We start from the raw sequence: 26,125 nt of genomic DNA, 5'->3' as shown, positions 1-26,125 counted from the left end.
GGAACCATGAACATTACCCCGTTTCCCAAACTTTCGACTGCAACCATAGATGCCATAAATGTTATCGGTCAGTGGCTGGCGCAGGATGATTTCTCCGGTGAGGTGCCGTATCAGGCCGATTGCGTGATCCTTGCAGGCAATGCGGTTATACCGACTATCGATGCGGCATGTAAGATTGCCCGCGATCAGCAAATTCCTCTACTGATTAGTGGTGGTATCGGTCACTCGACAACTTTTTTGTATAGCGCCATCGCACAGCATCCGCACTACAACACTATCCGCACCACTGGCAGAGCAGAAGCTACCATCCTGGCGGATATCGCTCATCAGTTCTGGCACATTCCGCATGAAAAAATCTGGATTGAAGACCAGTCAACAAACTGCGGTGAAAACGCACGCTTTAGCATTGCTCTACTGAATCAGGCCGTAGAACGAGTTCACACCGCTATTGTTGTACAGGATCCCACCATGCAGCGGCGCACAATGGCGACGTTCCGTCGTATTACCGGTGACAATCCAGACGCACCTCGTTGGTTAAGTTATCCCGGATTCGTTCCTCAGTTGGGAAATAACGAAGACAGTGTAATCTTTATTAACCAGTTAGAAGGATTATGGCCGGTTGAGCGTTATCTCTCACTACTCACTGGTGAGCTGCCACGTTTACGCGATGATAGCGATGGCTACGGTCCACGCGGGCGAGATTTTATCGTTCACGTTGATTTTCCGGCAGAAGTCATCCAGGCATGGCAAACGCTGAAACACGATGCGGTGCTCATCGAGGCGATGGAAAGTCGCTCGTTACGTTAAAAATTGCCCGTTTGTTAACCATTTGTTTGCAAACGGGCATGACTCCTGACGTTTATTTCTGCCTTTTATTCCTTTTACACTTGTTTTTATGAAGCCCTTCACAGAATTGTCCTTTCACGATGCCGTCTCTATGATGATTGATGTTAATTAACAATGCATTTACCAAAAACAAACATATAAATCACAGGAGTCTCCCATGTCAGTACCCGTTCAACATCCTATGTATATCGATGGACAGTTTGTTACCTGGCGTGGAGACGCATGGATTGATGTGGTTAACCCCGCAACAGAGGCGGTCATTTCCCGCATTCCCGATGGTCAGGCTGAAGATGCCCGTAAGGCAATCGATGCAGCAGAACGTGCACAACCAGAATGGGAAGCGTTGCCTGCCATTGAACGCGCCAGTTGGTTGCGCAAAATCTCCGCCGGGATCCGCGAACGAGCCGGTGAAATCAGTGCGCTGATTGTTGAAGAAGGGGGCAAGATTCAGCAGCTGTCTGAAGTCGAAGTGGCTTTTACTGCGGACTATATCGATTACATGGCGGAGTGGGCACGGCGTTATGAAGGCGAGATTATTCAAAGCGATCGTCCAGGAGAAAATATTCTTCTGTTTAAACGTGCACTTGGCGTGACTACCGGCATTCTGCCGTGGAACTTCCCGTTCTTCCTCATTGCCCGCAAAATGGCTCCCGCTCTTTTGACCGGTAATACCATCGTCATTAAACCCAGTGAATTTACGCCAAACAATGCGATTGCTTTTGCCAAAATTGTCGATGAAATAGGCCTTCCACGCGGTGTGTTTAACCTTGTGCTGGGGCGTGGTGAAACTGTTGGGCAAGAACTGGCGGGTAACCCAAAGGTCGCAATGGTCAGTATGACAGGCAGCGTCTCTGCAGGTGAAAAGATCATGGCGACTGCAGCAAAAAATATCACAAAAGTGTGTCTGGAATTGGGTGGTAAAGCACCAGCTATCGTAATGGACGATGCCGATCTTGAACTGGCAGTCAAAGCCATCGTTGATTCACGCGTCATTAATAGTGGGCAAGTGTGTAACTGTGCAGAACGTGTTTATGTACAGAAAGGCATTTATGATCAGTTCGTCAATCGGCTGGGTGAAGCGATGCAGGCGGTTCAATTTGGTAATCCCGCTGAACGCAACGACATTGCGATGGGGCCGTTGATTAACGCCGCGGCGCTGGAAAGGGTCGAGCAAAAAGTGGCGCGCGCAGTCGAAGAGGGGGCGAGAGTGGCGTTGGGGGGCAAGGCAGTAGAGGGGAAAGGATATTATTATCCGCCGACATTGCTACTGGATGTTCGTCAGGAAATGTCGATTATGCACGAGGAAACCTTTGGCCCGGTGCTGCCAGTGGTCGCATTTGACACGCTGGAAGAGGCTATCGCAATGGCTAATGACAGTGATTACGGCCTGACCTCATCACTCTATACCCAAAATCTGAACGTCGCGATGAAAGCCATTAAAGGGCTGAAGTTTGGTGAAACTTACATCAACCGTGAAAACTTTGAAGCTATGCAAGGCTTCCACGCCGGATGGCGTAAATCCGGTATTGGCGGAGCAGATGGTAAACATGGCTTACATGAATATTTGCAAACCCAGGTGGTTTATTTACAGTCGTAATGAGAGAAAGAGGCGGAGGTATTTTCCTCCGCCTGTGCGCGTCAGAGTTTAGCGAATTTTTCGAGGGTGCGAATAAGCTGTGTGACGAAGCCATATTCGTTATCGTACCAGGCGACCGTTTTCACCAGTTGTAAATCGCCCACGGCGGTAATTTCCGTTTGCGTGGCATCAAACACCGAACCGAAATGGCTGCCAATGATATCGGAAGAAACTATTTCTTCATCGGTATAACCAAATGACTCGTTATTATTTGTCGCCTTTTTAAGCGCGCTGTTCACCTCTTCGGCAGTCACTTTTTTTCCGAGAATGGAAACCAGCTCAGTGACCGAACCTGTTTTCACGGGTACGCGTTGCGCATGACCTTTCAGTTTGCCGCTCAGTTCTGGGATCACCAGACCAATGGCTTTTGCCGCGCCTGTAGTGTGGGGAATGATATTTTCTGCCGCTGCACGTGAAGCTCGTAGATCTTTACCTCGCGGGCCATCCACCAGTGACTGGGTGCCAGTATAGGCATGAATGGTCGTCATCGTGCCGACTTCTATTCCGAAACTGTCGTGCAAGGCTTTGGCCATCGGTGCAAGACAGTTAGTGGTGCATGACGCCACGGAAACAATGGTGTCGTTGCTATCCAGTGTGTCGTCATTGACGTTATAAACGATGGTTTTCATTTCACCGGCAGGGGCGGAAATCAACACCTTCTTCGCACCAGCATCAAGGTGCGCCTGCGATTTCTCGGCGGAGGTATAAAAGCCAGTACATTCGACAATGATTTCTGCGCCTTTCGCTTTCCATGGAATATTTTTAGCCTCTTTTTCGGCGTAAACCGCGATACTTTTTCCATCAACGATAAGTGAATCTTCCGTAAAATCAACGCTCCAGGGGAACGGTCCGTAGTTTGAATCATGTTTCAGCAGGTAGGCGAGAATTTTTGGGGAAGTGAGATCATTAATAGCGACAATGTCTATGTTACTTTTGACTTCAAGTAATCGACGCAACACCAGTCGACCGATACGACCAAAACCGTTAATACCAACTTTACTCATGGTCTTCTCCTGTCAGGAACGTTCGGATGAAAATTGATCCTTTCCAGGCTTAGACCAGGATGGCGGGATGGGCAATCTACATTCTTGCCGTGGAACGTAACGTACTGAAAACGGGTGAACAATATTTAATGAAATTTTAAGAAAAGCTCGTTATGTTAACGGCAAATTGTTTTAAAGCAGGAAATGTTATGGAAAATAAATACTCAAGGTTACAAATCAGCATTCACTGGCTGGTCTTTTTGTTGGTTATCGCAGCGTATTGCGCAATGGAGTTTCGTGGTTTCTTCCCACGTAGCGATCGGCCGCTCATCAACATGATTCATGTTTCCTGTGGCATCTCAATTCTCGTGCTGATGGTTGTTCGTCTTTTGTTAAGGCTTAAAAACCCGACTCCGCCGATTGTACCTAAACCAAAACCGATGATGACGGGACTGGCACATTTGGGACATTTGGTGATCTATCTCCTGTTTATTGCGCTGCCAGTGATTGGTTTGGTCATGATGTATAACCGGGGCAACCCGTGGTTTGCGTTTGGTATGACAATGCCTTACGCAGCAGAGGCCAATTTCGAACGGGTTGATAGCTTAAAGTGGTGGCATGAGACGCTGGCGAATCTGGGATATTTTGTCATCGGGTTGCACGCTGCAGCTGCACTGGCACACCACTATTTCTGGAAGGACAACACACTTCTACGCATGATGCCGCGTAAACGTTCCTGAAGGATCTTTAAAGAAAACGCCTGTACTAAAACCGACCCGCGGTACAGGCGAAGAGTACGGGCCTACATCGGAAGCGCCTATTATATTTATTTGTATGACAAATAAAACCATAATCCTTGTCCATACGTCCATCTGGCTTATCTTTAATCAATTCACCCGATCTTTGATCTCATCACGGTATCAAAATAAACCAGCGTATAATGTTCAAATCGAACATAAGATTCGATAAATCATGGAGGTTATATGAAAAAACTGGCACTTATCTTGTTTATGGGAACGCTTGTTTCCTTTTATGCCGATGCCGGGCGCAAACCCTGTTCTGGTTCGAAAGGGGGGATCTCTCACTGTACAGCAGGCGGCAAATTTGTCTGTAATGATGGTTCTATTAGTGCATCGAAAAAAACATGCACTAACTGAAGTATAAAAGGGGTGCCATGAGAAAATGAATCTGCTAGTCAGATGCGCGGGGAAAATCCCCGCGCTTGCCCTTACCTGGACGTGCAGGCCATGAGCGCAGCAACCTCCTTATCACCGTCCCGGAACCGCAGTTCGTAGAGCGTTTGTCGGGTCAGGAGTGTGAATGTCAGAATCGTAATGCAGATAATGAGCAGACACACCACCAGAGGGTTGCGCTTCATAGCCTTTCTCCTTGCCGGATGGCGGGTAAGAGGCTAACATCTGAATTGCTTGGTTCATTCGTTGGCCTCGGTTGATAGAAATATCGGTCGGGGCCTTCGTCTTTCTGATTCCCGGTTAGCCTGAAAACAGAAAGTCTCAGGCACCCGCAGGCATCCTATGAGGTTTCCTTAGGGACGAAAATAATCACTTGACGAAATTGCGTGCTGTTTTCCAGAATTTTTCGTCATTCGGTTTAGCCGTTCGTTACTCTCTTCATTCCAATGGCATTATTCTTCTCTGCCATAATTGTTGTAAAAATGTGACGCAAAGAGGTTTTTGGTCATAAGTAATTACCGTCAAGTGCCGATGACTTTCTATCAGGAGTAAACCTGGACGAGAGACAACGGTAATGAATACAACTCCCTCACAGCGATTAAGTTTTTTGCATCACATCAGGCTGGTTCCGTTATTTGCCTGCATTCTTGGCGGTATCTTACTTCTGTTTGCCTTGAGTTCAGCCCTGGCTGGCTATTTCCTCTGGCAGGCCGATCGCGATCAGCGTGATGTGACTGCGGAGATTGAGATTCGGACCGGGTTAGCGAACAGCTCAGATTTTTTGCGTTCGGCCCGGATCAATATGATTCAGGCCGGGGCGGCGAGTCGTATTGCGGAAATGGAAGCAATGAAGCGAAATATTGCGCAAGCCGAATCGGAGATTAAACAGTCGCAGCAAGGTTATCGGGCTTACCAGAGTCGGCCGGTGAAAACACCTGCTGATGAAGCTCTCGACGCTGAATTAAATCAACGTTTCCAGGCTTATATCACGGGTATGCAACCTATGTTGAAATATGCCAAAAATGGCATGTTTGAAGCGATTATCAATCATGAAAGTGAGCAGATCCGACCGCTGGATAATGCTTATACCGATATTTTGAACAAAGCCGTTAAGATACGTAGCACCAGAGCCAACCAACTGGCGGAACAGGCCCATCAGCGTACCCGCCTGGGTGTGATGTTTATGATTGGCGCGTTTGTGCTTGCCGTGGTCATGACGCTGATAACATTTATGGTGCTACGTCGGATCGTCATTCGTCCACTGCAACATGCCGCACAACGGATTGAAAAAATTGCCAGTGGCGATCTGACGATGAATGATGAACCGGCGGGTCGTAATGAAATCGGTCGCTTAAGTCATCATTTACAGCAAATGCAGCATTCACTGGGGATGACAGTCGGGACTGTTCGACAGGGCGCGGAAGAGATTTATCGTGGCACCAGCGAAATTTCCGCTGGCAATGCGGACCTTTCATCTCGCACCGAAGAACAAGCGGCGGCAATCGAACAAACTGCCGCTAGCATGGAGCAACTCACTGCGACGGTGAAACAGAATGCGGATAACGCGCATCATGCCAGCAAACTGGCGCAAGAGGCTTCCATTAAAGCCAGCGATGGCGGGGAGACGGTTTCCGGTGTAGTTAGAACGATGGGAGCAATCTCCACGAGTTCAAAGAAAATTTCCGAGATCACCGCCGTCATCAACAGCATTGCTTTCCAGACAAATATTCTAGCGCTGAATGCTGCCGTTGAAGCCGCGCGAGCGGGTGAGCAAGGACGTGGATTTGCCGTTGTCGCCAGCGAAGTACGGACACTCGCAAGTCGCAGCGCCCAGGCGGCGAAAGAGATTGAAGGCTTGATCAGTGAATCAGTCAGGTTAATTGATCTGGGGTCGGTTGAAGTGGCAACGGCAGGGAAAACCATGAGCACGATTGTTGATGCCGTCGCGAGTGTCACACATATCATGCAGGAGATTGCCGCCGCCTCGGATGAACAAAGTAGAGGCATAACGCAGGTGAGCCAGGCGATTTCCGAAATGGATAAGGTGACGCAACAGAATGCTTCTCTGGTAGAAGAGGCTTCTGCGGCGGCGCTATCCCTTGAAGAACAGGCTGCACGATTAACTGAGGCGGTAGACGTTTTCCGCCTGAACAAACATTCTGTGTTGGCAGAACCACGCGGAGCTGGTGAGTCTGTTAGTTTCGCAACAGCGTGAAAATATCAAAGAAGGGATCGAAAGATCCCTTACTTTTCAGAACGGCATTGATTTTCGAATAGCGTTAATCATCAATTGGCAACCGGAAGAGAACGTCGCATCTACGCGGGTCAATATTCCGATCGGTTCGCCTGCACCATGCCCCGGAACAGGCAGGGCCACCAGCGTGGCATGACGCAGGTCGTCTTTTACAGCGCCAGATGGAACAAACCACACGTAGTCGTATTCAACCGTAAGCTGGCGAGATAGCGAAGCAGACAGCGTTTCGATACAGCCCGAAGGAATTTTACAGCCCTGGCTCTGCACTAATGCATCTGAATGCTGGCGTGGTGCAGTACCTTCTGGTGATACAACGACCGGCCATTCCAGCACCCGACTTAGCGTTACGTTCTCTTGAAGCAGTGGGTGATTGGGACGAACGACCAACTTCAGCGATTCAAGAAACAGCAATTCATAATTAAGCCCGGTCATCAGTTCGGGATCTGACATTCGACTAATCCCGATATCGATTTCGCCGGTCTTCAAACCTGCCAGAATCATAGGGTTACTCATTGTCGCAACTTGCAAGGTCGTCTCTTTTTGTTGCTGATGAAACTGACCTATAACTGAAGGTAATATCCCCAGCGCCGCGGTAGGTAATGCACCTACCCTGACGACATCATTGTTAAGACCTTCTTTACGATGAAGCGACTGTCCGGCAGTGTTAATAGCGTCAAGAACTCTGACTGCATGAGTTAAAAATTGTTCGCCGGGTAAGGTAAGTTGCGCCCCCTGACGACCACGCTCAAACAAGCGAGCACCTGTCAATTGCTCTAGTTCATTCAATGTCTTGGAGAGCGCAGGTTGACTCAAATTAAGGGTTTCAGCTGCGCGCCCCAAAGTTCCTTGTTGTGCAACAGCTACGAATGTATGAAGGTGGCGCAAACGGATGCGCTGACTAAACAGACTATTTTTTTCCATAAGCGATGTTAAAAACGAAGCAGTGTCGCTGACAAGTGAAGTTGTTTGATTATGATAACTTGATTGCAAAATATTATTAACAATTAAAGCAATTGTGTTACAGGAAAATGGATAATATTGATGTTTTCGCGGCGAGATCACAGTTTGTAAATTCTTCCCGCCAGAGTGAATGTGGTTACCTACACTCCAGATTACTGACCACTGGAGGCAGACATTATGGCGAACAGCATCACGGCGGATGAGATTCGGGAACAGTTTTCGCAGGCAATGTCAGCCATGTACCAGCAAGAAGTTCCGCAGTACGGCACGCTGCTGGAACTGGTAGCTGATGTGAATCTGGCTGTGCTGGAAAACAATCCTCAACTGCACGAAAAAATGGTAAATGCAGACGAGCTGGCGCGACTGAATGTTGAACGTCATGGGGCAATTCGCGTTGGGACTGCCCAAGAGCTTGCTACTCTTCGGCGGATGTTTGCCATTATGGGGATGTACCCGGTGAGCTATTATGATCTCTCGCAGGCGGGCGTGCCGGTACATTCCACAGCATTTCGGCCCATTGATGATGCTTCTCTGGCGCGTAATCCCTTCCGCGTTTTTACCTCATTACTCCGCCTGGAGCTTATCGAGAACGAATTTTTGCGCCAGAAAGCGGCGGAGATTCTGCGTCAGCGCGATATCTTCACCCCACGTTGTCGACAACTGTTAGAGGAGTATGAGCAGCGGGGCGGTTTTAACGAAACACAGGCACAGGAGTTTGTGCAGGAAGCCCTGGAAACGTTTCGCTGGCACCAGTCAGCAACGGTGGATGAAGTAACCTATCGCGCCTTGCACAACGAACATCGGCTGATTGCTGATGTGGTCTGTTTTCCTGGATGCCATATCAACCACCTGACGCCACGTACGCTGGATATTGACCGGGTGCAGTCGATGATGCCTGAATGCGGAATTGAACCCAAAATTCTGATCGAGGGACCGCCGCGCCGCGAGGTACCGATTTTACTACGCCAGACCAGCTTTAAAGCACTGGAAGAGACGGTGTTGTTTGCAGGGCAGAAACAGGGCACGCATACCGCGCGCTTTGGTGAAATAGAGCAGCGTGGCGTGGCATTAACGCCGAAAGGACGACAACTGTATGATGATCTACTGCGGAACGCTGGAACCGGGCAGGATAATCTCACTCACCAAATGCATTTACAGGAAACCTTCCGCACTTTTCCTGACAGTGAGTTTTTAATGCGTCAGCAAGGGTTGGCATGGTTCCGGTACCGTCTGACGCCTTCAGGTGAGGCGCATCGTCAGGCGATTCATCCCGGAGACGATCCACAGCCCTTAATTGAACGTGGTTGGATAGTGGCGCAACCCATTACCTATGAAGATTTCTTGCCCGTTAGCGCGGCGGGGATCTTCCAGTCAAATCTGGGTAATGAAACGCAGGCACGCTGTCACGGTAATGCCAGTCGCGAAGCATTTGAGCAGGCGTTGGGCTGCCCGGTTTTGGATGAGTTCCAGCTTTATCAGGAAGCGGAAGAACGCAGTAAACGTCGCTGTGGTTTGCTTTAAATTCTGACCATCCGCCTTTGCAAAAATTTGCCTGATTTTACAAACGAATCAGGCTCATCCCATCGACATAAAAAAATTGCCGATTAATGCATATTCTCTGAGTTCAGCAATTGGATTATTAATAAATATTGTCTAGAGTGAGCGGTCATAAATAAGCACTTTCTTGCCGCTGAAAACGACCAGCGCGGGACCATTCACAACACCAGAAGGACTCACTTTCAGGTATGGATCGTAGACGATTTATTAAAGGTTCAATGGCTATGGCCGCCGTGTGCGGTACCAGCGGCATTGCTTCTCTTTTTTCTCAGGCGGCATTCGCGGCAGATTCTGATATTGCCGACGGGCAAACCCAGCGTTTTGACTTCTCCATTCTACAGTCAATGGCGCACGACTTAGCGCAAACCGCGTGGCGTGGTGCGCCGCGTCCGTTACCTGACACTCTGGCGACAATGACGCCGCAGGCTTATAACAGTATTCAATACGACGCCGAAAAATCGCTCTGGCATAACGTTGAGAACCGTCAACTGGACGCTCAGTTCTTCCATATGGGAATGGGATTCCGTCGCCGCGTTCGTATGTTTTCTGTTGATCCCGCAACACATCTGGCGCGTGAAATTCACTTTCGCCCGGAGTTGTTCAAATACAACGATGCGGGTGTTGATACCAAACAATTAGAAGGGCAAAGCGATCTCGGTTTTGCCGGTTTTCGCGTGTTTAAAGCCCCCGAACTGGCGCGCCGTGATGTCGTATCATTCCTCGGTGCGAGTTATTTCCGCGCGGTTGATGATACATATCAATACGGTTTGTCGGCTCGCGGCCTGGCGATCGACACTTACACCGACAGTAAAGAAGAGTTCCCCGACTTTACCGCCTTCTGGTTTGATACGGTAAAACCGGGGGCAACCACCTTTACCGTTTATGCGTTGCTCGATAGCGCCAGCATTACTGGTGCCTATAAGTTCACTATCCATTGTGAGAAAAGTCAGGTGATTATGGATGTGGAAAATCACCTGTATGCGCGCAAAGACATTAAACAGCTGGGCATTGCGCCGATGACCAGCATGTTCAGCTGCGGCACTAATGAACGTCGGATGTGCGACACCATTCATCCGCAAATCCATGACTCTGATCGTCTGTCCATGTGGCGGGGCAACGGCGAGTGGATTTGCCGTCCGCTGAATAATCCGCAAAAATTGCAGTTCAATGCTTACACCGACAACAATCCGAAAGGGTTTGGTTTATTGCAACTGGATCGTGATTTCTCTCATTATCAGGACATTATGGGCTGGTATAACAAACGCCCAAGTCTGTGGGTGGAACCGCGTAACAAGTGGGGTAAGGGCACCATCGGCCTGATGGAAATCCCAACAACGGGCGAAACGCTGGATAACATTGTCTGCTTCTGGCAGCCAGAAAAAGCTGTAAAAGCGGGTGATGAGTTTGCATTCCAGTATCGTCTGTACTGGAGTGCGCAACCGCCTGTTCATTGCCCATTAGCGCGCGTTATGGCAACGCGTACCGGCATGGGCGGTTTCCCGGAAGGTTGGGCGCCTGGTGAACACTATCCCGAAAAATGGGCGCGTCGTTTTGCCGTCGATTTCGTTGGTGGTGATCTGAAAGCTGCCGCACCAAAAGGCATTGAGCCGGTGATTACGCTTTCCAGTGGGGAAGCGAAGCAAATCGAAATTCTCTATATTGAACCCATTGATGGTTATCGTATTCAGTTTGACTGGTATCCGACTTCGGACTCCACTGATCCGGTCGATATGCGGATGTATCTGCGTTGTCAGGGCGACGCTATCAGTGAAACATGGCTGTATCAGTATTTCCCGCCAGCGCCGGATAAACGTCAGTATGTTGACGACCGCGTGATGAGTTAATCGTTTTTTCTTCGGCACCTTCTTCGGGAGGTGCCGTCTGGTTAAACACGATCCCGCTCGCATTTTTCCCTAAGTTAAATGAGTAATCTGATGGTGTGTATTTCAGATACACCTTGTCAGCCACTAACAGGGAGTGCGTATGTTTCCAGAATACCGAGATTTAATATCCCGTCTGAAAAACGAAAATCCTCGCTTTATGTCCTTGTTCGATAAACACAATAAACTTGATCATGAAATTGCCAGAAAGGAAGGTTCCGACGGTCGAGGGTACAATGCGGAAGTGGTCCGCATGAAAAAACAAAAGCTACAGTTAAAAGATGAGATGCTCAAAATCCTGCAGCAGGAGAGCGTCAAAGAGGTGTAAACTTTCCTAAGCCGCCAGCCAGGCGGCTTTTTTAACAACTGCATGGATTGACTGGAGATAAGATGGCTGAAACGATAAAAGTAAGTGAATCACTTGAATTACATGCTGTTGCAGAAAGTCATGTCACACCTCTTTATCAGTTAATCTGTAAAAATAGAACCTGGTTACAGCAGTCGCTAAACTGGCCGCAGTTTGTTCAAAGTGAAGAGGACACGCGAAAAACGGTGCAGGGCAATGTAATGTTGCATCAACGCGGCTATGCCAAAATGTTCATGATTTTCAAAGAAGATCAACTTATCGGCGTTATCTCGTTTAATCGTATTGAACCACTGAATAAAACCGCTGAAATCGGCTACTGGCTGGACGAATCTCATCAGGGGCAGGGGATCATTTCTCAGGCGCTGCAGGCATTGATTCATCATTACGCTCAGTCTGGTGAACTTAGACGCTTCGTGATCAAATGTCGGGTGGATAATGCGCAAAGCAACCAGGTCGCTTTGCGCAATGGTTTTATCCTTGAAGGTTGCCTGAAACAGGCTGAGTTTCTGAATGATGCCTATGATGATGTGAACTTATACGCGCGTATTATCGATTCACAATAACCCTGCCAGCGGCGTTCGCGTAATGCGCTCTTCGCCGTTAATGACTTTTGGACCACGGACATGAACCGTGTCGCCATCAAAGGCTTCAACGACGGCGTGGTCGGTCAACTCCACATGGTTTTCAATTATCACCGCACCTGTAATACGGCTCTCACCTTGTATTACAACGTGCTCGTCGAGCAGAATCGGTCCGCCACGTACCACTGCCTTTCCGCCAATCAAGACATGATGTTTTAACACACAATTACCTTCCACAATGGCATATTCCGCTACCTGCGAACTGTAATGAATTGTCGGAATGGCATCTTCTTCTATGCCAGCTTTCACCTGCGCGTGACCGTAGACTTTAGCGCAATCGCATAGCCAGACGTTGTTCTCTTCATTACCTTCAATACTGGCAAAATCAAAAACTTCGGCGCGATGTTCAATAAAAGCATACCGGACGACGGCATCGCCATAAATTTGTGCCTGGTGGACAATACGCGAGGCGCTAACCCTTGCGCGATCATAAATTTGTAGCAGGAGTTGATGGTCGGAGGTTAAGCCTTGCGCGGCGACGAGCATAGAATGTTGATCAATTAAGGCGTGACCAAATATTCTACATTGACCGCAAACTAATGAGTCACGAATGGTGACACTGTCACTTATGTATGCACCCTGACTGACTTCACTATTATCGATCCAGACGTTATCCGTTGCGTAAACCTCTCCCCAAAGGACGCTGGTGCCGGTGATACGCGTATTACCGGAAATCACCGTTCCGCCGAACGCAATAGCATTCTGGTCGTAAATCCAGCAATTTCCTTCCTGTGCTAACACCGTTTCGCGATCGATCCAGCCGCCAGCGGTTCCTGCTATCACATCGTTAAAATCGCTCATGGCGATAATTTGCCGTAATAACACACTTTTTTTAGTGCCATCATCCTGATAACTAAAGGCTCGCTGTTCTTCACTTAGACGATATTTGCGCATAGCGTTTTCCCACAGGTGACTTACTATAACCGTAGCAAATTCTGCGGCTCTGGCTATGCTCGAGAAAATTCCATAAAATGTATTTCAAATATACTTTATAAATTAAACAAAATGAGTAAGAAGATGCAGAGCGATAAAGTGCTCAATTTACCGGCAGGTTATTTTGGCATTGTGTTGGGGACGATAGGGATGGGATTTGCCTGGCGCTATGCCAGCCAGGTTTGGCAGGTCAGCCACTGGTTAGGGGATGGGCTGGTAATTCTGGCGATGATCATCTGGGGATTATTGACTAGCGCATTTATTACCAGACTCATACGCTTTCCGCATAGCGTGCTGGCGGAAGTGCGCCATCCAGTGATGAGCAGTTTTGTGAGTTTGTTTCCTGCAACGACGATGCTGGTAGCGATTGGTTTTGTTCCGTGGTTTCGCCCACTGGCGGTATGCCTGTTCAGTTTTGGTGTCGTGGTTCAGTTGGCTTATGCCGCCTGGCAAACTGCGGGATTATGGCGCGGATCTCATCCTGAAGAAGCTACCACGCCTGGACTGTATCTGCCGACAGTTGCCAACAACTTTATCAGCGCAATGGCCTGTGGTGCATTGGGCTACACCGACGCCGGTCTGGTGTTTTTAGGCGCAGGCGTTTTCTCATGGTTAAGCCTGGAACCGGTGATCTTGCAGCGTCTGCGCAGTTCGGGAGAATTACCCACGGCGCTGCGGACATCACTCGGCATTCAGCTCGCTCCTGCGCTGGTGGCCTGTAGTGCCTGGCTGAGCGTCAACGGCGGCGAGGGTGACACGCTGGCGAAAATGCTTTTCGGTTATGGGCTGCTGCAACTGCTGTTTATGCTACGTCTGATGCCATGGTATCTCTCCCAGCCATTTAATGCTTCATTCTGGAGTTTCTCGTTCGGCGTTTCCGCACTGGCAACCACCGGTTTGCATCTGGGGAGTGGCAGCGATAATGGATTTTTCCATACCCTGGCGGTGCCGCTGTTTATCTTTACCAATTTTATAATTGCAATACTGCTCATCCGAACTTTCGCGCTTCTGATGCAGGGGAAATTGTTAATCAGAACCGAGCGCGCCGTTTTAATGAAAGCTGAGGACAAAGAATGATCATTCGTGACGAAAACTATTTTACTGATAAGTATGAATTAACCCGCACACACTCTGAAGTACTGGAAGCGGTGAAAGTGGTTAAACCCGGTAAAACGCTGGATCTGGGCTGTGGCAATGGTCGTAACAGTCTTTACCTGGCAGCCAATGGTTATGAAGTTGACGCATGGGATAAAAATGCCATGAGTATCGCCAACGTCGAGCGCATTAAATCCATTGAAAATCTGGATAATTTACATACCCGGGTCGTTGATCTGAATAACCTCACGTTTGATGGGCAATACGATTTTATTCTTTCGACTGTGGTGCTGATGTTCCTTGAGGCTAAAACCATCCCTGGGCTGATTGCCAATATGCAACGTTGCACTAAACCTGGCGGTTACAACCTGATTGTGGCGGCGATGGATACCGCTGATTATCCATGTACCGTCGGCTTCCCGTTTGCCTTCAAAGAGGGAGAATTACGTCGATATTACGAAGGCTGGGAGATGGTGAAATACAATGAAGACGTCGGCGAGCTGCACCGCACCGACGCCAACGGTGATCGGATTAAACTGCGTTTCGCCACGATGCTGGCACGTAAAAAATGACCCGGTAGAACAAGGCGCGTGAAAATGCCCCGCGTTGAGATGGTTAACCGTTGTTCTTTTCGGTAAGCATATTTTTAATCAAAAGGATGTGAAATTAATCACGGTAGTCGAAGTTTTTCATCAGCTTAACGCACTGATATTTAACTACTGATGATTGACTTAGCCCCTTTTTCGGCATTGACTATGTCGTCTGAAAAGGGGCTGAAAAATTTATTTTCACCAACACTTTTTTTGCCACAACACGAAGCGGCGCTTTTTGCTATAACTTAGAAAGTAATATAATCATCTCAGGAAACTATTCATGCGTACCACATCAATTGCGAAAGTTGCAGCTTTATGCGGCTTGTTGGCTCTGTCTGGTTGTGCCTCTAAAATCACCCAGCCAGATAAATATTCTGGTTTTTTAAACAATTACTCTGATTTAAAAGAAACAACCTCAGCAACAGGTAAACCTGTTTTACGTTGGGTAGACCCGAGTTTTGATCAAAGTAAATATGACAGCATCGTCTGGAACCCAATCACTTATTATCCGGTACCGAAACCATCTACCCAGGTAGGGCAGAAAGTTCTGGATAAAATTTTGAGTTATACCAACACCGAAATGAAAGAAGCGATTGCGCAGCGTAAACCACTGGTTACCACCGCTGGGCCGCGTAGTCTGATTTTCCGTGGGGCCATTACCGGTGTAGATACCAGCAAAGAAGGGCTGCAATTCTATGAAGTGGTTCCTGTCGCATTAGTGGTCGCGGGGACGCAAATGGCGACGGGCCACCGTACCATGGATACTCGCCTGTATTTTGAAGGTGAGCTGATTGATGCAGCTACTAATAAACCGGTTATCAAAGTCGTTCGTCAGGGCGAAGGTAAAGACCTGAATAATGAAAGTACGCCAATGGCTTTCGAGAATATTAAGCAAGTTATTGATGACATGGCGACCGATGCCACTATGTTTGACGTTAACAAAAAGTAATTCCAGCCGCGCCATCGTAAGATGGCGCTTTTTATTATCGGTTTCTGTCAGCGATTAAATTCAACACCACGTAACAAACGCCTCCGGCAATTAATCCCCAGAACGCAGAACCAATCCCGACCAGCGTCAATCCACTTGCCGTTACCAGAAATGCCACCACCGCCGCGTCTCGCTCACGCTCATTATGCAGCGCCTGATACAAACTGCCGCCAATGGTACTTAACAGCGCCAGACCTGCCAGCATCTGGATCCAACTTACGGGCAGGGCAGCCATCATCCCGGTAATAGCACTACCAAAAAGACCTGCGAGCAAATAAAAAATGCCTGCAACGGCAGCTGCCAGCCAACGTTGATCTTTATCCGGATGCGCTTCCGGGCTTTGACAAATAGCTGCGGTGATTGCAGCAATACCGACGGAATAAACCCCGAAAGGGGAAAATACCAGCGCCAGCAATCCAGTAAATACAATCAACGGCGAAACAGGAGCCGAATACCCGGCCGCTTTCATTGCCGCAATACCCGGTGCGTTTTGCGATGCCATCGTCACCAGAAAAAGGGGGAGCGCAACGCTCAGACTGTGAGCAAACGAAAATTCAGGGGCAATATAAGCGGGGAGAACGGGTTTAAAGACAACATCATTTGTGACAATGTCACCTTGCGCGATAACGATCACGATCCCAATAATCATCGCGGCAATTACCGCATAGCGCGGCGCAACGGCCCTTGTTGCCAGCCATACCAGCAACATACTGCCACATAACGTAAACTGACCATCCAGACTTGCAAACGCCTGTAAACCAAAGCGTAACAAAATTCCGGCCAGCATCGCCGCTGCCAGCGAGTGCGGAATAATACGCATCAGACGGGCGAATAATCCCGTCATACCACAGAGGACTATTAACGCGTTGGTGACAATAAAAACACCGATGGCTTGGTTAAGTGTCAGTCCCTGCAATCCGGTAACCAGCAAAGCTGCGCCCGGCGTTGACCATGCAGTGAGAACAGGCACACGGTACCACAATGTCAGAGCCAGCGTACTGACGCCCATTGCCAATCCCAGCGCCGTCATCCAGCCAGAGATTTGTGCAGTGGTGGCTCCGGCGACAATCGCTGCTTGCCAGATTATTGCCGCTGAACTGGCGTAGCCAATTAATACCGCCAGAAACCCCGCCAGTAGCGTGGGTGGAGGAATAGAAAACAGACGCATGGTCACCTCGTGCGTTATAGCGTACAGGTACCGTAGCATTTGTCCGTTATAACGCACAAGTGATAAACTTCCGCTTTGCCGGAGGAGTCACATGGAAAATCTCACTCGCTTTTTATCCACCACACTTAAACAACTACGTCAGCAGCGCGGCTGGAGTCTTTCGCGACTGGCAGAAGCGACGGGGGTTTCTAAAGCGATGTTAGGGCAGATTGAGCGTAATGAGTCCAGCCCGACGGTCGCGACATTATGGAAAATTGCCACCGGGTTGAATGTGCCATTTTCGACATTTATTTCTCCGCCGCAGTCCGCTACGCCTTCAGTTTATGATCCGCAACAGCAGGCGATGGTGATCACTTCGCTGTTTCCTTATGATCCACAACTCTGCTTTGAACACTTCTCCATTCAGATGGCACCTGGTGCAATAAGTGAATCGACGCCCCATGAGAAGGGAGTAATCGAACATGTTGTCGTCATTGATGGGCAACTTGATCTGTGCGTTGATGGTGAATGGCAGAGCCTTAATTATGGAAAAGGCGCTCGATTTGCTGCAGACGTTACGCATGTCTATCGTAATGGTGGGGAGCAAATCGTACATTTTCATTCCCTCATCCATTACCCACGCAGTTAAGCGGGAAAACTATTTCGCAACGTCGCGCTTGTGGCTAAAATAGCCGCCATTTTTCAGCTACTGGATAAGAATGTGACCGTATCTTCTCATCGACTTGAACTGTTAAGCCCGGCACGCGATGCCGCCATTGCCCGCGAAGCTATTTTGCACGGTGCCGATGCTGTTTATATCGGCGGCCCTGGTTTTGGTGCCCGTCATAATGCCAGTAATAGCCTGAAAGATATTGCCGAACTAGTGCCGTTTGCCCATCGTTATGGTGCAAAAATTTTCGTCACGCTTAACACCATTTTGCATGATGATGAGCTGGAACCTGCGCAACGGCTGATTACCGACCTCTACCAGACCGGCGTCGATGCGCTGATTGTTCAGGATATGGGGATTCTGGAACTTGATATTCCGCCGATTGAACTGCACGCCAGTACGCAGTGCGATATTCGCACAGTAGAAAAAGCGAAGTTCCTCTCTGATGTTGGCTTTACGCAGATTGTGCTGGCGCGAGAGCTGAATCTTGAGCAGATCCGCGCGATTCACCAGGCCACGGACGCGACCATTGAATTCTTTATTCATGGTGCATTGTGCGTGGCCTATTCTGGTCAGTGCTACATTTCTCATGCGCAAACAGGGCGTAGCGCCAACCGTGGCGATTGCTCGCAGGCATGCCGTTTGCCATACACATTGAAAGACGATCAGGGGCGGGTGGTTTCCTATGAAAAACATCTGCTGTCGATGAAAGATAACGATCAGACTGCTAACCTTGGCGCGCTGATTGATGCTGGCGTGCGCTCCTTCAAGATTGAAGGGCGTTACAAAGATATGAGCTACGTGAAGAATATCACCGCGCATTATCGCCAAATGCTTGACGCCATTATTGATGAACGTGGCGATCTGGCGCGTGCTTCATCCGGTCGTACCGAGCATTTCTTCGTACCGTCGACGGAAAAAACCTTCCATCGTGGCAGTACCGACTACTTTGTTAACGCCCGTAAAGGGGATATCGGCGCGTTCGACTCCCCCAAGTTTATCGGCCTGCCGGTCGGTGAAGTATTAAAAGTGGCGAAGGATCATCTCGATGTTGCCGTCACCGAGCCGTTAGCAAATGGCGATGGTCTGAATGTGATGATTAAACGTGAAGTGGTTGGCTTTCGCGCCAATACAGTCGAAAAAACCGGGCAAAATCAGTACCGCGTCTGGCCAAATGAGATGCCTGCGGATTTGCATAAAATTCGTCCGCATCATCCGCTTAATCGTAATCTGGACCATAACTGGCAGCAGGCGTTGACCAAAACATCCAGCGAACGTCGCGTAGCGGTAGACATTGAACTGGGCGGCTGGCAGGAACAACTGATTCTGACCCTGACCAGTGAAGAGGGCGTCAGCGTCACGCATACGCTGGATGGACAATTCGACGAAGCTAATAACGCCGAAAAAGCGCTTAATAACCTGAAAGATGGTCTGGCTAAGCTGGGGCAAACCCTCTATTACGCCCGCGATGTGCAAATTAATTTGCCTGGTGCGCTGTTTGTACCGAACAGTCTGTTAAATCAGTTCCGCCGTGAGGCCGCCGAAATGCTGGATGCTGCGCGTCTTGCCAGTTATCAGCGCGGCAGTCGTAAACCGGTTGCTGACCCTGCGCCGGTTTATCCGCAAACGCATTTGAGTTTCCTCGCGAACGTTTACAACCACAAAGCGCGTGAATTTTATCATCGCTATGGTGTGCAACTGATTGATGCGGCGTATGAAGCGCATGAAGAGAAGGGGGAAGTGCCGGTAATGATCACCAAGCATTGTCTGCGCTTTGCCTTCAATCTGTGTCCGAAACAGGCAAAAGGTAACATCAAAAGCTGGAAGGCGACGCCAATGCAACTGGTTAATGGCGATGAAGTATTAACGCTAAAGTTCGATTGTCGCCCATGTGAGATGCACGTCATTGGCAAAATCAAAAATCACATACTGAAAATGCCGTTACCGGGAAGCGTAGTGGCATCCGTTAGTCCGGATGAGCTGCTGAAAACATTGCCGAAGCGAAAAGGGTAAAACGCCAGTTTTCTGGTTACTCACAACTTATTGAATCTGCATGATCTTGTCGGCCGGGTAAGGCGTTATGCCGCATCCGGCAACAAATGACTCAACGCTGTCCCGCTTCTGGTTTGCGCGATTTTTGCCAGTAAAAATGCTCGCGCAAACCTTCCGCCGACTCTTCCGCCACAGCACGCAATTCATCGCTGTCCGCTTCATGACGCAGCTGATGATCCACATTCTTTACCCACATAAATTCATGTCCTTTGTGCCCTGCCATGAGTTGTCCTGAGAACAGTGCACACGTTAATAAGACAACCGATAACGCCTTCGAAAACATCTCGCCACCTTTTTCTGACCTTTTGCCGCTATGATGCCGATCGTTTCTTGAGGTTATTATTCAGTTTTGCAAATTAGCGCAAAGAAATTCTGGAATCTTCCTTCCTGATTTTGCATTGCATTCTGCCGTTGCGGCGATTTAGTGCTATTTTCGAGCACATTACACACGGAGGTAAACTTCGCCATTAAATAGTCACGATCACTTTATTGAAGTGCCTTTGAGCGTCGCCTCTAAGGTATTGCTGTTAAATGCTTTTTTACAGTCAGAAATCACTCAGCAAGAGTTAGCCAGGCGAATTGGCAAACCTAAACAGGAAATTACTCGCTTATTTAACTTGCACCATGCGACAAAAATCGACGCCGTCCAGCTTGCGGCTAAGGCGCTTGGCAAAGAGTTATCGCTGGTGATGGTTTGATAACAGTTAATGAAAAGTTGTCATTTTTAACAACTGATATAGACTGCCGAATCACCTGCACATAATAACGATTCGATAATGAAAAAATACCAGCAGCTTGCAGAACAATTACGCGAGCAGATTGCGTCGGGGATCTGGCAACCCGGAGATCGTTTGCCTTCGTTGCGTGACCAGGTGGCGCTTTCTGGCATGAGCTTTATGACTGTCAGCCATGCCTATCAGTTGCTCGAAAGTCAGGGACATATTATCGCGCGACCGCAGTCGGGTTATTACGTTGCGCCACAGGCAATAAAAATGCCGAAAGCGCCAGTCATTCCAGTCACTCGAGATGAAGCAGTCGATATCAACACCTATATTTTTGATATGTTGCAGGCCAGTCGCGATCCGTCGGTAGTTCCGTTTGCCTCGGCCTTTCCCGACCCGCGACTTTTCCCCCTCCAACAACTAAACCGCTCGCTGGCGCAGGTAAGCAAAACCGCCACGGCGATGAGCGTGATTGAAAACTTACCGCCAGGAAACGCAGAACTGCGTCAGGCTATTGCTCGTCGCTATGCCTTACAGGGCATCACTATTTCTCCTGATGAAATTGTCATTACCGCCGGGGCGTTAGAGGCATTAAACCTCAGTTTACAAGCGGTAACGGAACCAGGCGATTGGGTGATAGTAGAGAATCCTTGTTTCTACGGCGCGTTGCAGGCGCTGGAGCGGTTACGGCTGAAGGCGTTATCGGTGGCGACGGACGTTAACGAAGGGATCGATCTTCAGGCGCTGGAACTGGCGTTGCAGGAGTATCCGGTGAAAGCGTGCTGGCTGATGACTAATAGCCAGAATCCACTCGGATTTACCTTAACGCCGCAGAAAAAAGCGCGGCTGGTAGCGTTGCTCAATCAGTACAACGTAACGCTGATTGAAGATGACGTGTACAGCGAACTTTATTTTGGACGGGAAAAACCGCTGCCTACGAAAGCGTGGGATCGCCACGATGGTGTTTTGCATTGCTCTTCTTTTTCGAAATGTCTGGTGCCTGGTTTTCGTATTGGTTGGGTCGCCGCCGGAAAACATGCACGTAAAATTCAACGCTTGCAGTTGATGAGTACGCTTTCCACCAGCTCTCCGATGCAGCTTGCGCTGGTGGATTACCTTTCCACGCGCCGATACGACGCCCATCTTCGTCGCCTGCGTCGCCAGCTTGCGGAACGTAAACAACGTGCCTGGCAGGCACTGCTGCGTTATCTGCCTGCGGAAGTGAAAATTCATCATAATGACAGCGGTTATTTTCTCTGGCTGGAACTCCCCGCGCCGTTAGATGCGGGCGAATTAAGCCTGGCAGCACTGACGCATCATATCAGTATTGCGCCGGGTAAAATGTTTTCTACCGGTGAAAACTGGTCACGTTTTTTTCGTTTTAATACTGCATGGCAGTGGGGCGAGCGCGAAGAACAGGCGGTTAAACAATTAGGCAAACTTATTCAAGAACGGCTGTAATAGCGTTTAATTTAATTCCTCTTAGGTTGGGTAATATGAATTTCGAATAACAGTCATATTTCCTAACCCCGTGTCTATACTCCAGAAGATAACCTCACAGACGGCATAATGCGCGGTAGCTCACAACCTGATTAAATTTTCTCAGGGGCGAAGGTGTGCCTGCAAGCCGCCGTCTATGGTTAAACAAGGAGATATTTTTACGGCACGGCGGCTGAACAATTAATTTCGACAGGAGTAAGACCTTATGAGCAAGACATTTGCCCGCAGCAGCCTGTGCGCGCTCACCATGACAATAATGACCGCTCACGCCGCCGAACCGCCTACCAATTTAGATAAACCGGAAGGGCGACTGGATATTATCGCCTGGCCGGGATACATCGAACGCGGACAAACCGATAAACAATACGACTGGGTAACGCAATTCGAAAAAGAGACAGGTTGCGCGGTGAATGTAAAAACCGCCGCGACGTCCGATGAAATGGTCAGTCTGATGACCAAAGGGGGTTACGATCTGGTTACGGCGTCCGGCGATGCCTCGCTGCGCCTGATTATGGGTAAACGCGTGCAGCCGATTAATACCGCATTGATTCCCAACTGGAAAACGCTCGATCCGCGCGTGGTTAAAGGCGACTGGTTTAACGTTAGTGGCAAAGTTTATGGCACACCTTACCAATGGGGTCCGAACCTGTTGATGTACAACACGAAAACCTTCCCGACGCCGCCGGATAGCTGGCAAGTGGTTTTTGTTGCGCAGAATCTGCCGGACGGTAAGAGCAATAAAGGCCGCGTTCAGGCTTATGATGGCCCTATTTATATTGCGGATGCTGCGTTGTTCGTTAAAGCCACTCAGCCGCAGTTGGGCATCAGCGATCCGTATCAACTCACCGAAGAACAGTACCAGGCGGTGCTGAAAGTGCTGCGCGATCAACATAGTTTGATCCATCGCTACTGGCATGACACTACCGTGCAAATGAGCGATTTCAAAAACGAGGGTGTGGTTGCCTCCAGTGCATGGCCCTATCAGGCCAACGCCCTGAAAGCCGAAGGCCAGCCTGTCGCTACCGTTTTCCCGAAGGAGGGCGTTACCGGTTGGGCTGACACCACCATGCTACATAGCGAAGCGAAACATCCGGTTTGCGCCTACAAATGGATGAACTGGTCATTAACGCCAAAAGTGCAGGGCGATGTGGCGGCCTGGTTTGGCTCGTTACCGGTAGTGCCGGAAGGGTGTAAAGCCAGTCCGTTATTAGGCGAAAAAGGTTGTGAAACAAACGGTTTTAACTATTTCGATAAAATCGCCTTCTGGAAAACGCCTATAGCAGAAGGGGGCAAGTTTGTTCCCTACAGTCGCTGGACGCAGGATTATATTGCCATTATGGGCGGCCGCTAACTTCGCTGGGGTGTTTTATGACGTACGCAGTGGAGTTTGACAACGTATCGCGACTGTATGGTGATGTGCGCGCGGTAGATGGTGTCAGTATTGCGATAAAAGATGGTGAGTTTTTCTCAATGCTGGGGCCGTCTGGCTCCGGCAAAACCACCTGCCTGCGCCTGATTGCTGGATTCGAACAGCTTTCCGGCGGGACTATATCTATCTTTGGTAAACCCGCCAGCAATCTGCCACCGTGGGAGCGGGACGTGAATACCGTTTTCCAGGACTACGCGCTTTTTCCGCATATGTCGATTCTTGACAACGTGGCCTATGGGCTGATGGTCAAAGGGGTGGATAAAAAACAGCGACACGTAATGGCGCAAGAGGCGCTGGAGAAAGTGGCGTTGGGGTTTGTACAGCAACGTAAACCGTCACAACTTTCTGGTGGTCAGCGTCAGCGGGTTGCCATTGCCAGAGCGTTAGTGAATGAACCGCGCGTATTGCTGTTGGATGAACCGCTCGGCGCACTGGATCTTAAGCTGCGTGAGCAGATGCAACTGGAACTGAAAAAACTACAACAGTCTCTTGGCATCACCTTTATTTTCGTCACCCACGATCAGGGCGAGGCATTATCGATGTCCGATCGTGTTGCGGTATTCAATAACGGTCGCATTGAGCAGGTCGATTCCCCGCGCGATCTCTATATGCGCCCGCGCACGCCGTTTGTTGCCGGATTCGTCGGGACATCCAACGTTTTTGAGCCGCTAATGGCCGATAATCTTTGCGGCATGATAGGCAGTTTTGCCCTGAGACCGGAACATATCCGCCTCAACACCCCCGGCGAAGTGCAAGTTAATGGCACGATCCAGGCGGTGCAGTATCAGGGCGCGGCGACCCGTTTTGAACTGAGACTGAATGGCGGTGAAAAACTGCTGGTGAGTCAGGCCAATATGACAGGCGAAGAACTGCCTGCCACGCTCACGCCCGGACAACAGGTGATGGTTTCCTGGTCGCGCGATGTGATGGTGCCGCTGGTTGAGGAGAGGTGAATGGCGATGAACGTATTGCAATCACCTGCGCGCCCAGGATTGGGTAAGGTGTCAGGTTTCTTCTGGCGGAAACCGGGACTGGGGCTGTTTTTGCTGCTGCTTGGTCCGCTGATGTGGTTTGGCATTGTCTATTTTGGTTCACTCCTGACGTTGTTATGGCAGGGCTTTTATACCTTTGACGATTTCACCATGTCGGTAACGCCAGAACTGACGCTGGCGAATATCCGTGCGCTGTTTAATCCGGCGAATTACGACATCATCCTCCGCACGCTAACCATGGCTGTGGCTGTCACTATCGCCAGCGCCATTCTGGCTTTTCCGATGGCGTGGTATATGGCGCGCTATACCAGCGGGAAAATGAAAGCGTTCTTTTATATTGCGGTGATGCTGCCAATGTGGGCGAGTTATATCGTAAAAGCCTATGCCTGGACCTTATTGCTGGCAAAAGATGGCGTGGCGCAGTGGTTTTTACAACATCTGGGGTTGGAGCCGCTACTCACGGCGTTCCTTACGTTACCCGCGGTGGGAGGCAATACGCTGTCAACGTCAGGACTGGGACGCTTTCTCGTGTTCCTCTATATCTGGTTGCCATTCATGATCCTGCCCGTGCAGGCGGCGCTTGAGCGTTTGCCGCCGTCACTGTTGCAGGCGTCGGCTGATCTTGGCGCTCGTCCTCGACAAACTTTCCGCTATGTAGTGTTGCCGCTGGCGATCCCGGGTATTGCCGCTGGCTCTATCTTTACCTTTTCACTCACACTGGGCGATTTTATCGTCCCACAACTGGTTGGCCCTCCGGGGTATTTTATTGGCAATATGGTCTACTCTCAGCAAGGGGCGATTGGCAATATGCCGATGGCGGCGGCTTTTACTCTGGTGCCAATTGTTCTCATCGCACTGTACCTGGCGTTCGTGAAACGTCTGGGAGCATTCGATGCACTCTGAACGCGCACCGTTTTTCCTTAAACTGGCGGCCTGGAGCGGCGTGGTTTTCCTACATTTTCCCATCCTGATTATCGCCGCCTATGCGTTTAACACTGAAGATGCGGCGTTTAGCTTTCCACCGCAAGGCCTGACGCTGCGCTGGTTTAGCGTGGCAGCACAGCGTAGTGATATTCTTGATGCTGTGACACTGTCACTTAAAGTGGCGGCGCTGGCGACATTAATTGCGCTGGTATTAGGGACACTGGCCGCTGCTGCGCTGTGGCGTCGGGACTTTTTCGGTAAAAGCGCCATTTCGCTGTTACTGCTGCTGCCCATTGCGCTGCCGGGCATTGTCACTGGTCTGGCGCTATTAACTGCTTTTAAAACCATCAATCTGGAGCCGGGATTTTTCACCATCGTGGTCGGTCATGCGACTTTTTGCGTAGTGGTGGTGTTTAACAATGTCATCGCCCGTTTTCGCCGCACCTCCTGGAGTCTGGTTGAGGCGTCAATGGATCTTGGGGCCAATGGCTGGCAAACCTTCCGCTACGTGGTGTTGCCGAATCTCAGTTCGGCGCTACTGGCAGGAGGAATGCTGGCGTTTGCCTTGTCGTTCGATGAAATCATCGTTACGACCTTTACGGCAGGTCATGAACGAACGTTACCGTTGTGGTTGCTCAATCAGCTTGGGCGACCACGTGATGTACCGGTAACCAACGTGGTGGCACTGCTGGTTATGTTGGTAACAACCTTGCCGATCCTGGGGGCCTGGTGGCTAACCCGCGAAGGCGACAATGGTCAATAA

Annotated in this window: 26 protein-coding genes and 1 pseudogene; 21 read left to right on the top strand and 6 right to left on the bottom strand. The window is 49.6% G+C overall.

All coding sequences use genetic code 11. The features are described from left to right. Window positions 1–6 precede the first annotated feature (6 nt). Both ydcF and aldA read left to right on the top strand, forming a co-directional pair. Window positions 7–807, top strand: a complete 801-nt coding sequence (gene ydcF, locus AABJ99_RS12895) for a DUF218 domain-containing protein YdcF (protein ID WP_039020851.1) — start codon at window positions 7–9, stop codon at window positions 805–807. Window positions 808–1,003: 196 nt separating this feature from the next. Continuing rightward, window positions 1,004–2,443, top strand: coding sequence for an aldehyde dehydrogenase (gene aldA, locus AABJ99_RS12890; RefSeq protein ID WP_039020852.1), 1,440 nt, complete (start codon window positions 1,004–1,006; stop codon window positions 2,441–2,443). Window positions 2,444–2,484: 41 nt separating this feature from the next. Here the strand turns inward: aldA and gap are convergent, their stop codons facing one another. Continuing rightward, window positions 2,485–3,486, bottom strand: coding sequence for a type I glyceraldehyde-3-phosphate dehydrogenase (gene gap / locus AABJ99_RS12885; RefSeq protein WP_039020853.1), 1,002 nt, complete (start codon window positions 3,484–3,486; stop codon window positions 2,485–2,487). A gap of 188 nt (window positions 3,487–3,674) precedes the next feature. On the opposite strand from gap, the gene cybB reads away from it, so the two are divergent. The 3 genes from cybB (at window position 3,675) to yncP (ending at window position 4,716) form a co-directional block, all read left to right on the top strand. Further along, the gene (cybB, locus tag AABJ99_RS12880; RefSeq protein ID WP_039020854.1) at window positions 3,675–4,205 is read left to right on the top strand and encodes a cytochrome b561; all 531 of its coding nucleotides are present in this window, start codon (window positions 3,675–3,677) and stop codon (window positions 4,203–4,205) included. A 243-nt stretch (window positions 4,206–4,448) separates the two neighbouring features. Beyond that, window positions 4,449–4,622 (top strand): periplasmic protein, encoded by a 174-nt coding sequence (locus tag AABJ99_RS12875; protein WP_000731833.1) that lies wholly within the window; start codon window positions 4,449–4,451, stop codon window positions 4,620–4,622. A gap of 25 nt (window positions 4,623–4,647) precedes the next feature. Next, window positions 4,648–4,716 carry a hypothetical protein gene (yncP, locus tag AABJ99_RS12870; RefSeq protein ID WP_212591405.1) on the top strand — a complete coding sequence of 23 codons (69 nt, stop codon included), beginning with the start codon at window positions 4,648–4,650 and terminating at the stop codon, window positions 4,714–4,716. On the opposite strand, the gene hokB is transcribed toward yncP, so the two are convergent. After that, entirely contained in the window at window positions 4,694–4,843 is a 150-nt protein-coding gene (hokB, locus tag AABJ99_RS12865) for a type I toxin-antitoxin system toxin HokB (protein ID WP_001309484.1), read from the bottom strand. The two genes, yncP and hokB, sit on opposite strands and share 23 nt — an antisense overlap. A gap of 389 nt (window positions 4,844–5,232) precedes the next feature. On the opposite strand from hokB, the gene trg reads away from it, so the two are divergent. After that, a complete protein-coding gene (trg, locus tag AABJ99_RS12860) occupies window positions 5,233–6,873 on the top strand; it encodes a methyl-accepting chemotaxis protein Trg (RefSeq protein WP_039020855.1) in 1,641 nt (546 codons plus the stop codon). A 36-nt stretch (window positions 6,874–6,909) separates the two neighbouring features. On the opposite strand, the gene ydcI is transcribed toward trg, so the two are convergent. Continuing rightward, window positions 6,910–7,833, bottom strand: coding sequence for a LysR substrate-binding domain-containing protein (gene ydcI / locus AABJ99_RS12855; RefSeq protein ID WP_282622145.1), 924 nt, complete (start codon window positions 7,831–7,833; stop codon window positions 6,910–6,912). A 216-nt stretch (window positions 7,834–8,049) separates the two neighbouring features. Between ydcI and hglS the strand changes: the two genes are divergently transcribed. The 4 genes from hglS (at window position 8,050) to rimL (ending at window position 12,239) form a co-directional block, all read left to right on the top strand. Further along, a complete protein-coding gene (gene hglS / locus AABJ99_RS12850) occupies window positions 8,050–9,393 on the top strand; it encodes a 2-oxoadipate dioxygenase/decarboxylase HglS (protein WP_039020856.1) in 1,344 nt (447 codons plus the stop codon). 224 nt (window positions 9,394–9,617) lie between these two features. Then, window positions 9,618–11,273, top strand: a complete 1,656-nt coding sequence (opgD, locus tag AABJ99_RS12845) for a glucan biosynthesis protein OpgD (protein ID WP_000375956.1) — start codon at window positions 9,618–9,620, stop codon at window positions 11,271–11,273. Window positions 11,274–11,412: 139 nt separating this feature from the next. Continuing rightward, window positions 11,413–11,637: a YdcH family protein gene (gene ydcH / locus AABJ99_RS12840; protein WP_001296778.1), complete on the top strand. Its 225-nt coding sequence runs from the start codon at window positions 11,413–11,415 to the stop codon at window positions 11,635–11,637. A 62-nt stretch (window positions 11,638–11,699) separates the two neighbouring features. Beyond that, a complete protein-coding gene (gene rimL, locus AABJ99_RS12835) occupies window positions 11,700–12,239 on the top strand; it encodes a 50S ribosomal protein L7/L12-serine acetyltransferase (protein ID WP_160524456.1) in 540 nt (179 codons plus the stop codon). On the opposite strand, the gene ydcK is transcribed toward rimL, so the two are convergent. Further along, window positions 12,231–13,211, bottom strand: a complete 981-nt coding sequence (ydcK, locus tag AABJ99_RS12830) for a YdcK family protein (RefSeq protein WP_039020858.1) — start codon at window positions 13,209–13,211, stop codon at window positions 12,231–12,233. The genes rimL and ydcK overlap by 9 nt on opposite strands. Before the next feature lie 123 nt (window positions 13,212–13,334). Between ydcK and tehA the strand changes: the two genes are divergently transcribed. From tehA to ydcL, 3 genes are all read left to right on the top strand, one after another. Then, on the top strand, window positions 13,335–14,327 hold the full coding sequence (gene tehA / locus AABJ99_RS12825) for a dicarboxylate transporter/tellurite-resistance protein TehA (protein ID WP_001376850.1): 993 nt from the start codon (window positions 13,335–13,337) through the stop codon (window positions 14,325–14,327). After that, entirely contained in the window at window positions 14,324–14,917 is a 594-nt protein-coding gene (gene tehB / locus AABJ99_RS12820; RefSeq protein WP_039020859.1) for a tellurite resistance methyltransferase TehB, read from the top strand. The genes tehA and tehB overlap by 4 nt, the downstream gene beginning before the upstream one ends. A 301-nt stretch (window positions 14,918–15,218) precedes the next feature. Then, complete coding sequence (ydcL, locus tag AABJ99_RS12815; RefSeq protein WP_001261032.1) at window positions 15,219–15,887, top strand: DUF3313 domain-containing protein; 669 nt, start codon at window positions 15,219–15,221, stop codon at window positions 15,885–15,887. Window positions 15,888–15,921: 34 nt separating this feature from the next. On the opposite strand, the gene ydcO is transcribed toward ydcL, so the two are convergent. After that, window positions 15,922–17,094, bottom strand: a complete 1,173-nt coding sequence (gene ydcO / locus AABJ99_RS12810) for a BenE family transporter YdcO (protein ID WP_039020860.1) — start codon at window positions 17,092–17,094, stop codon at window positions 15,922–15,924. A gap of 91 nt (window positions 17,095–17,185) precedes the next feature. Here ydcO and sutR point away from each other — a divergent pair, with 91 nt between their 5' ends. Beyond that, complete coding sequence (sutR, locus tag AABJ99_RS12805; RefSeq protein ID WP_039020861.1) at window positions 17,186–17,722, top strand: DNA-binding transcriptional regulator SutR; 537 nt, start codon at window positions 17,186–17,188, stop codon at window positions 17,720–17,722. A 72-nt stretch (window positions 17,723–17,794) separates the two neighbouring features. Continuing rightward, a complete protein-coding gene (gene rlhA, locus AABJ99_RS12800; protein ID WP_039020862.1) occupies window positions 17,795–19,756 on the top strand; it encodes a 23S rRNA 5-hydroxycytidine C2501 synthase in 1,962 nt (653 codons plus the stop codon). A gap of 91 nt (window positions 19,757–19,847) precedes the next feature. Here rlhA and yncJ read toward each other — a convergent pair whose 3' ends face one another. After that, a complete protein-coding gene (gene yncJ, locus AABJ99_RS12795) occupies window positions 19,848–20,078 on the bottom strand; it encodes a DUF2554 family protein (RefSeq protein ID WP_000491567.1) in 231 nt (76 codons plus the stop codon). A 178-nt stretch (window positions 20,079–20,256) separates the two neighbouring features. On the opposite strand from yncJ, the pseudogene hicB reads away from it, so the two are divergent. The 6 genes and pseudogenes from hicB to ydcV form a co-directional block, all read left to right on the top strand. Continuing rightward, a pseudogene (hicB, locus tag AABJ99_RS12790) lies at window positions 20,257–20,493 on the top strand (type II toxin-antitoxin system antitoxin HicB); the annotation flags it as partial. Between the two features lie 78 nt (window positions 20,494–20,571). Next, on the top strand, window positions 20,572–21,978 hold the full coding sequence (gene ydcR, locus AABJ99_RS12785) for a PLP-dependent aminotransferase family protein (RefSeq protein WP_039020863.1): 1,407 nt from the start codon (window positions 20,572–20,574) through the stop codon (window positions 21,976–21,978). A 244-nt stretch (window positions 21,979–22,222) separates the two neighbouring features. Beyond that, the gene (gene ydcS / locus AABJ99_RS12780; protein WP_000047458.1) at window positions 22,223–23,368 is read left to right on the top strand and encodes a putative ABC transporter substrate-binding protein YdcS; all 1,146 of its coding nucleotides are present in this window, start codon (window positions 22,223–22,225) and stop codon (window positions 23,366–23,368) included. Window positions 23,369–23,385: 17 nt separating this feature from the next. Then, window positions 23,386–24,399: an ABC transporter ATP-binding protein gene (ydcT, locus tag AABJ99_RS12775; RefSeq protein ID WP_039020865.1), complete on the top strand. Its 1,014-nt coding sequence runs from the start codon at window positions 23,386–23,388 to the stop codon at window positions 24,397–24,399. Further along, on the top strand, window positions 24,400–25,341 hold the full coding sequence (gene ydcU, locus AABJ99_RS12770) for an ABC transporter permease (RefSeq protein WP_039020866.1): 942 nt from the start codon (window positions 24,400–24,402) through the stop codon (window positions 25,339–25,341). It abuts the gene before it with no gap. Beyond that, on the top strand, window positions 25,331–26,125 hold the full coding sequence (gene ydcV / locus AABJ99_RS12765) for an ABC transporter permease (protein ID WP_039020867.1): 795 nt from the start codon (window positions 25,331–25,333) through the stop codon (window positions 26,123–26,125). Before ydcU ends, ydcV begins: the two co-directional genes overlap by 11 nt.

This window comes from Escherichia coli, assembly GCF_036503815.1.
Classification (GTDB): domain Bacteria; phylum Pseudomonadota; class Gammaproteobacteria; order Enterobacterales; family Enterobacteriaceae; genus Escherichia; species Escherichia coli_F.
Note: the sequence above shows the minus strand (reverse complement) of the source record. Positions and strands in the feature narration are given on the sequence as shown.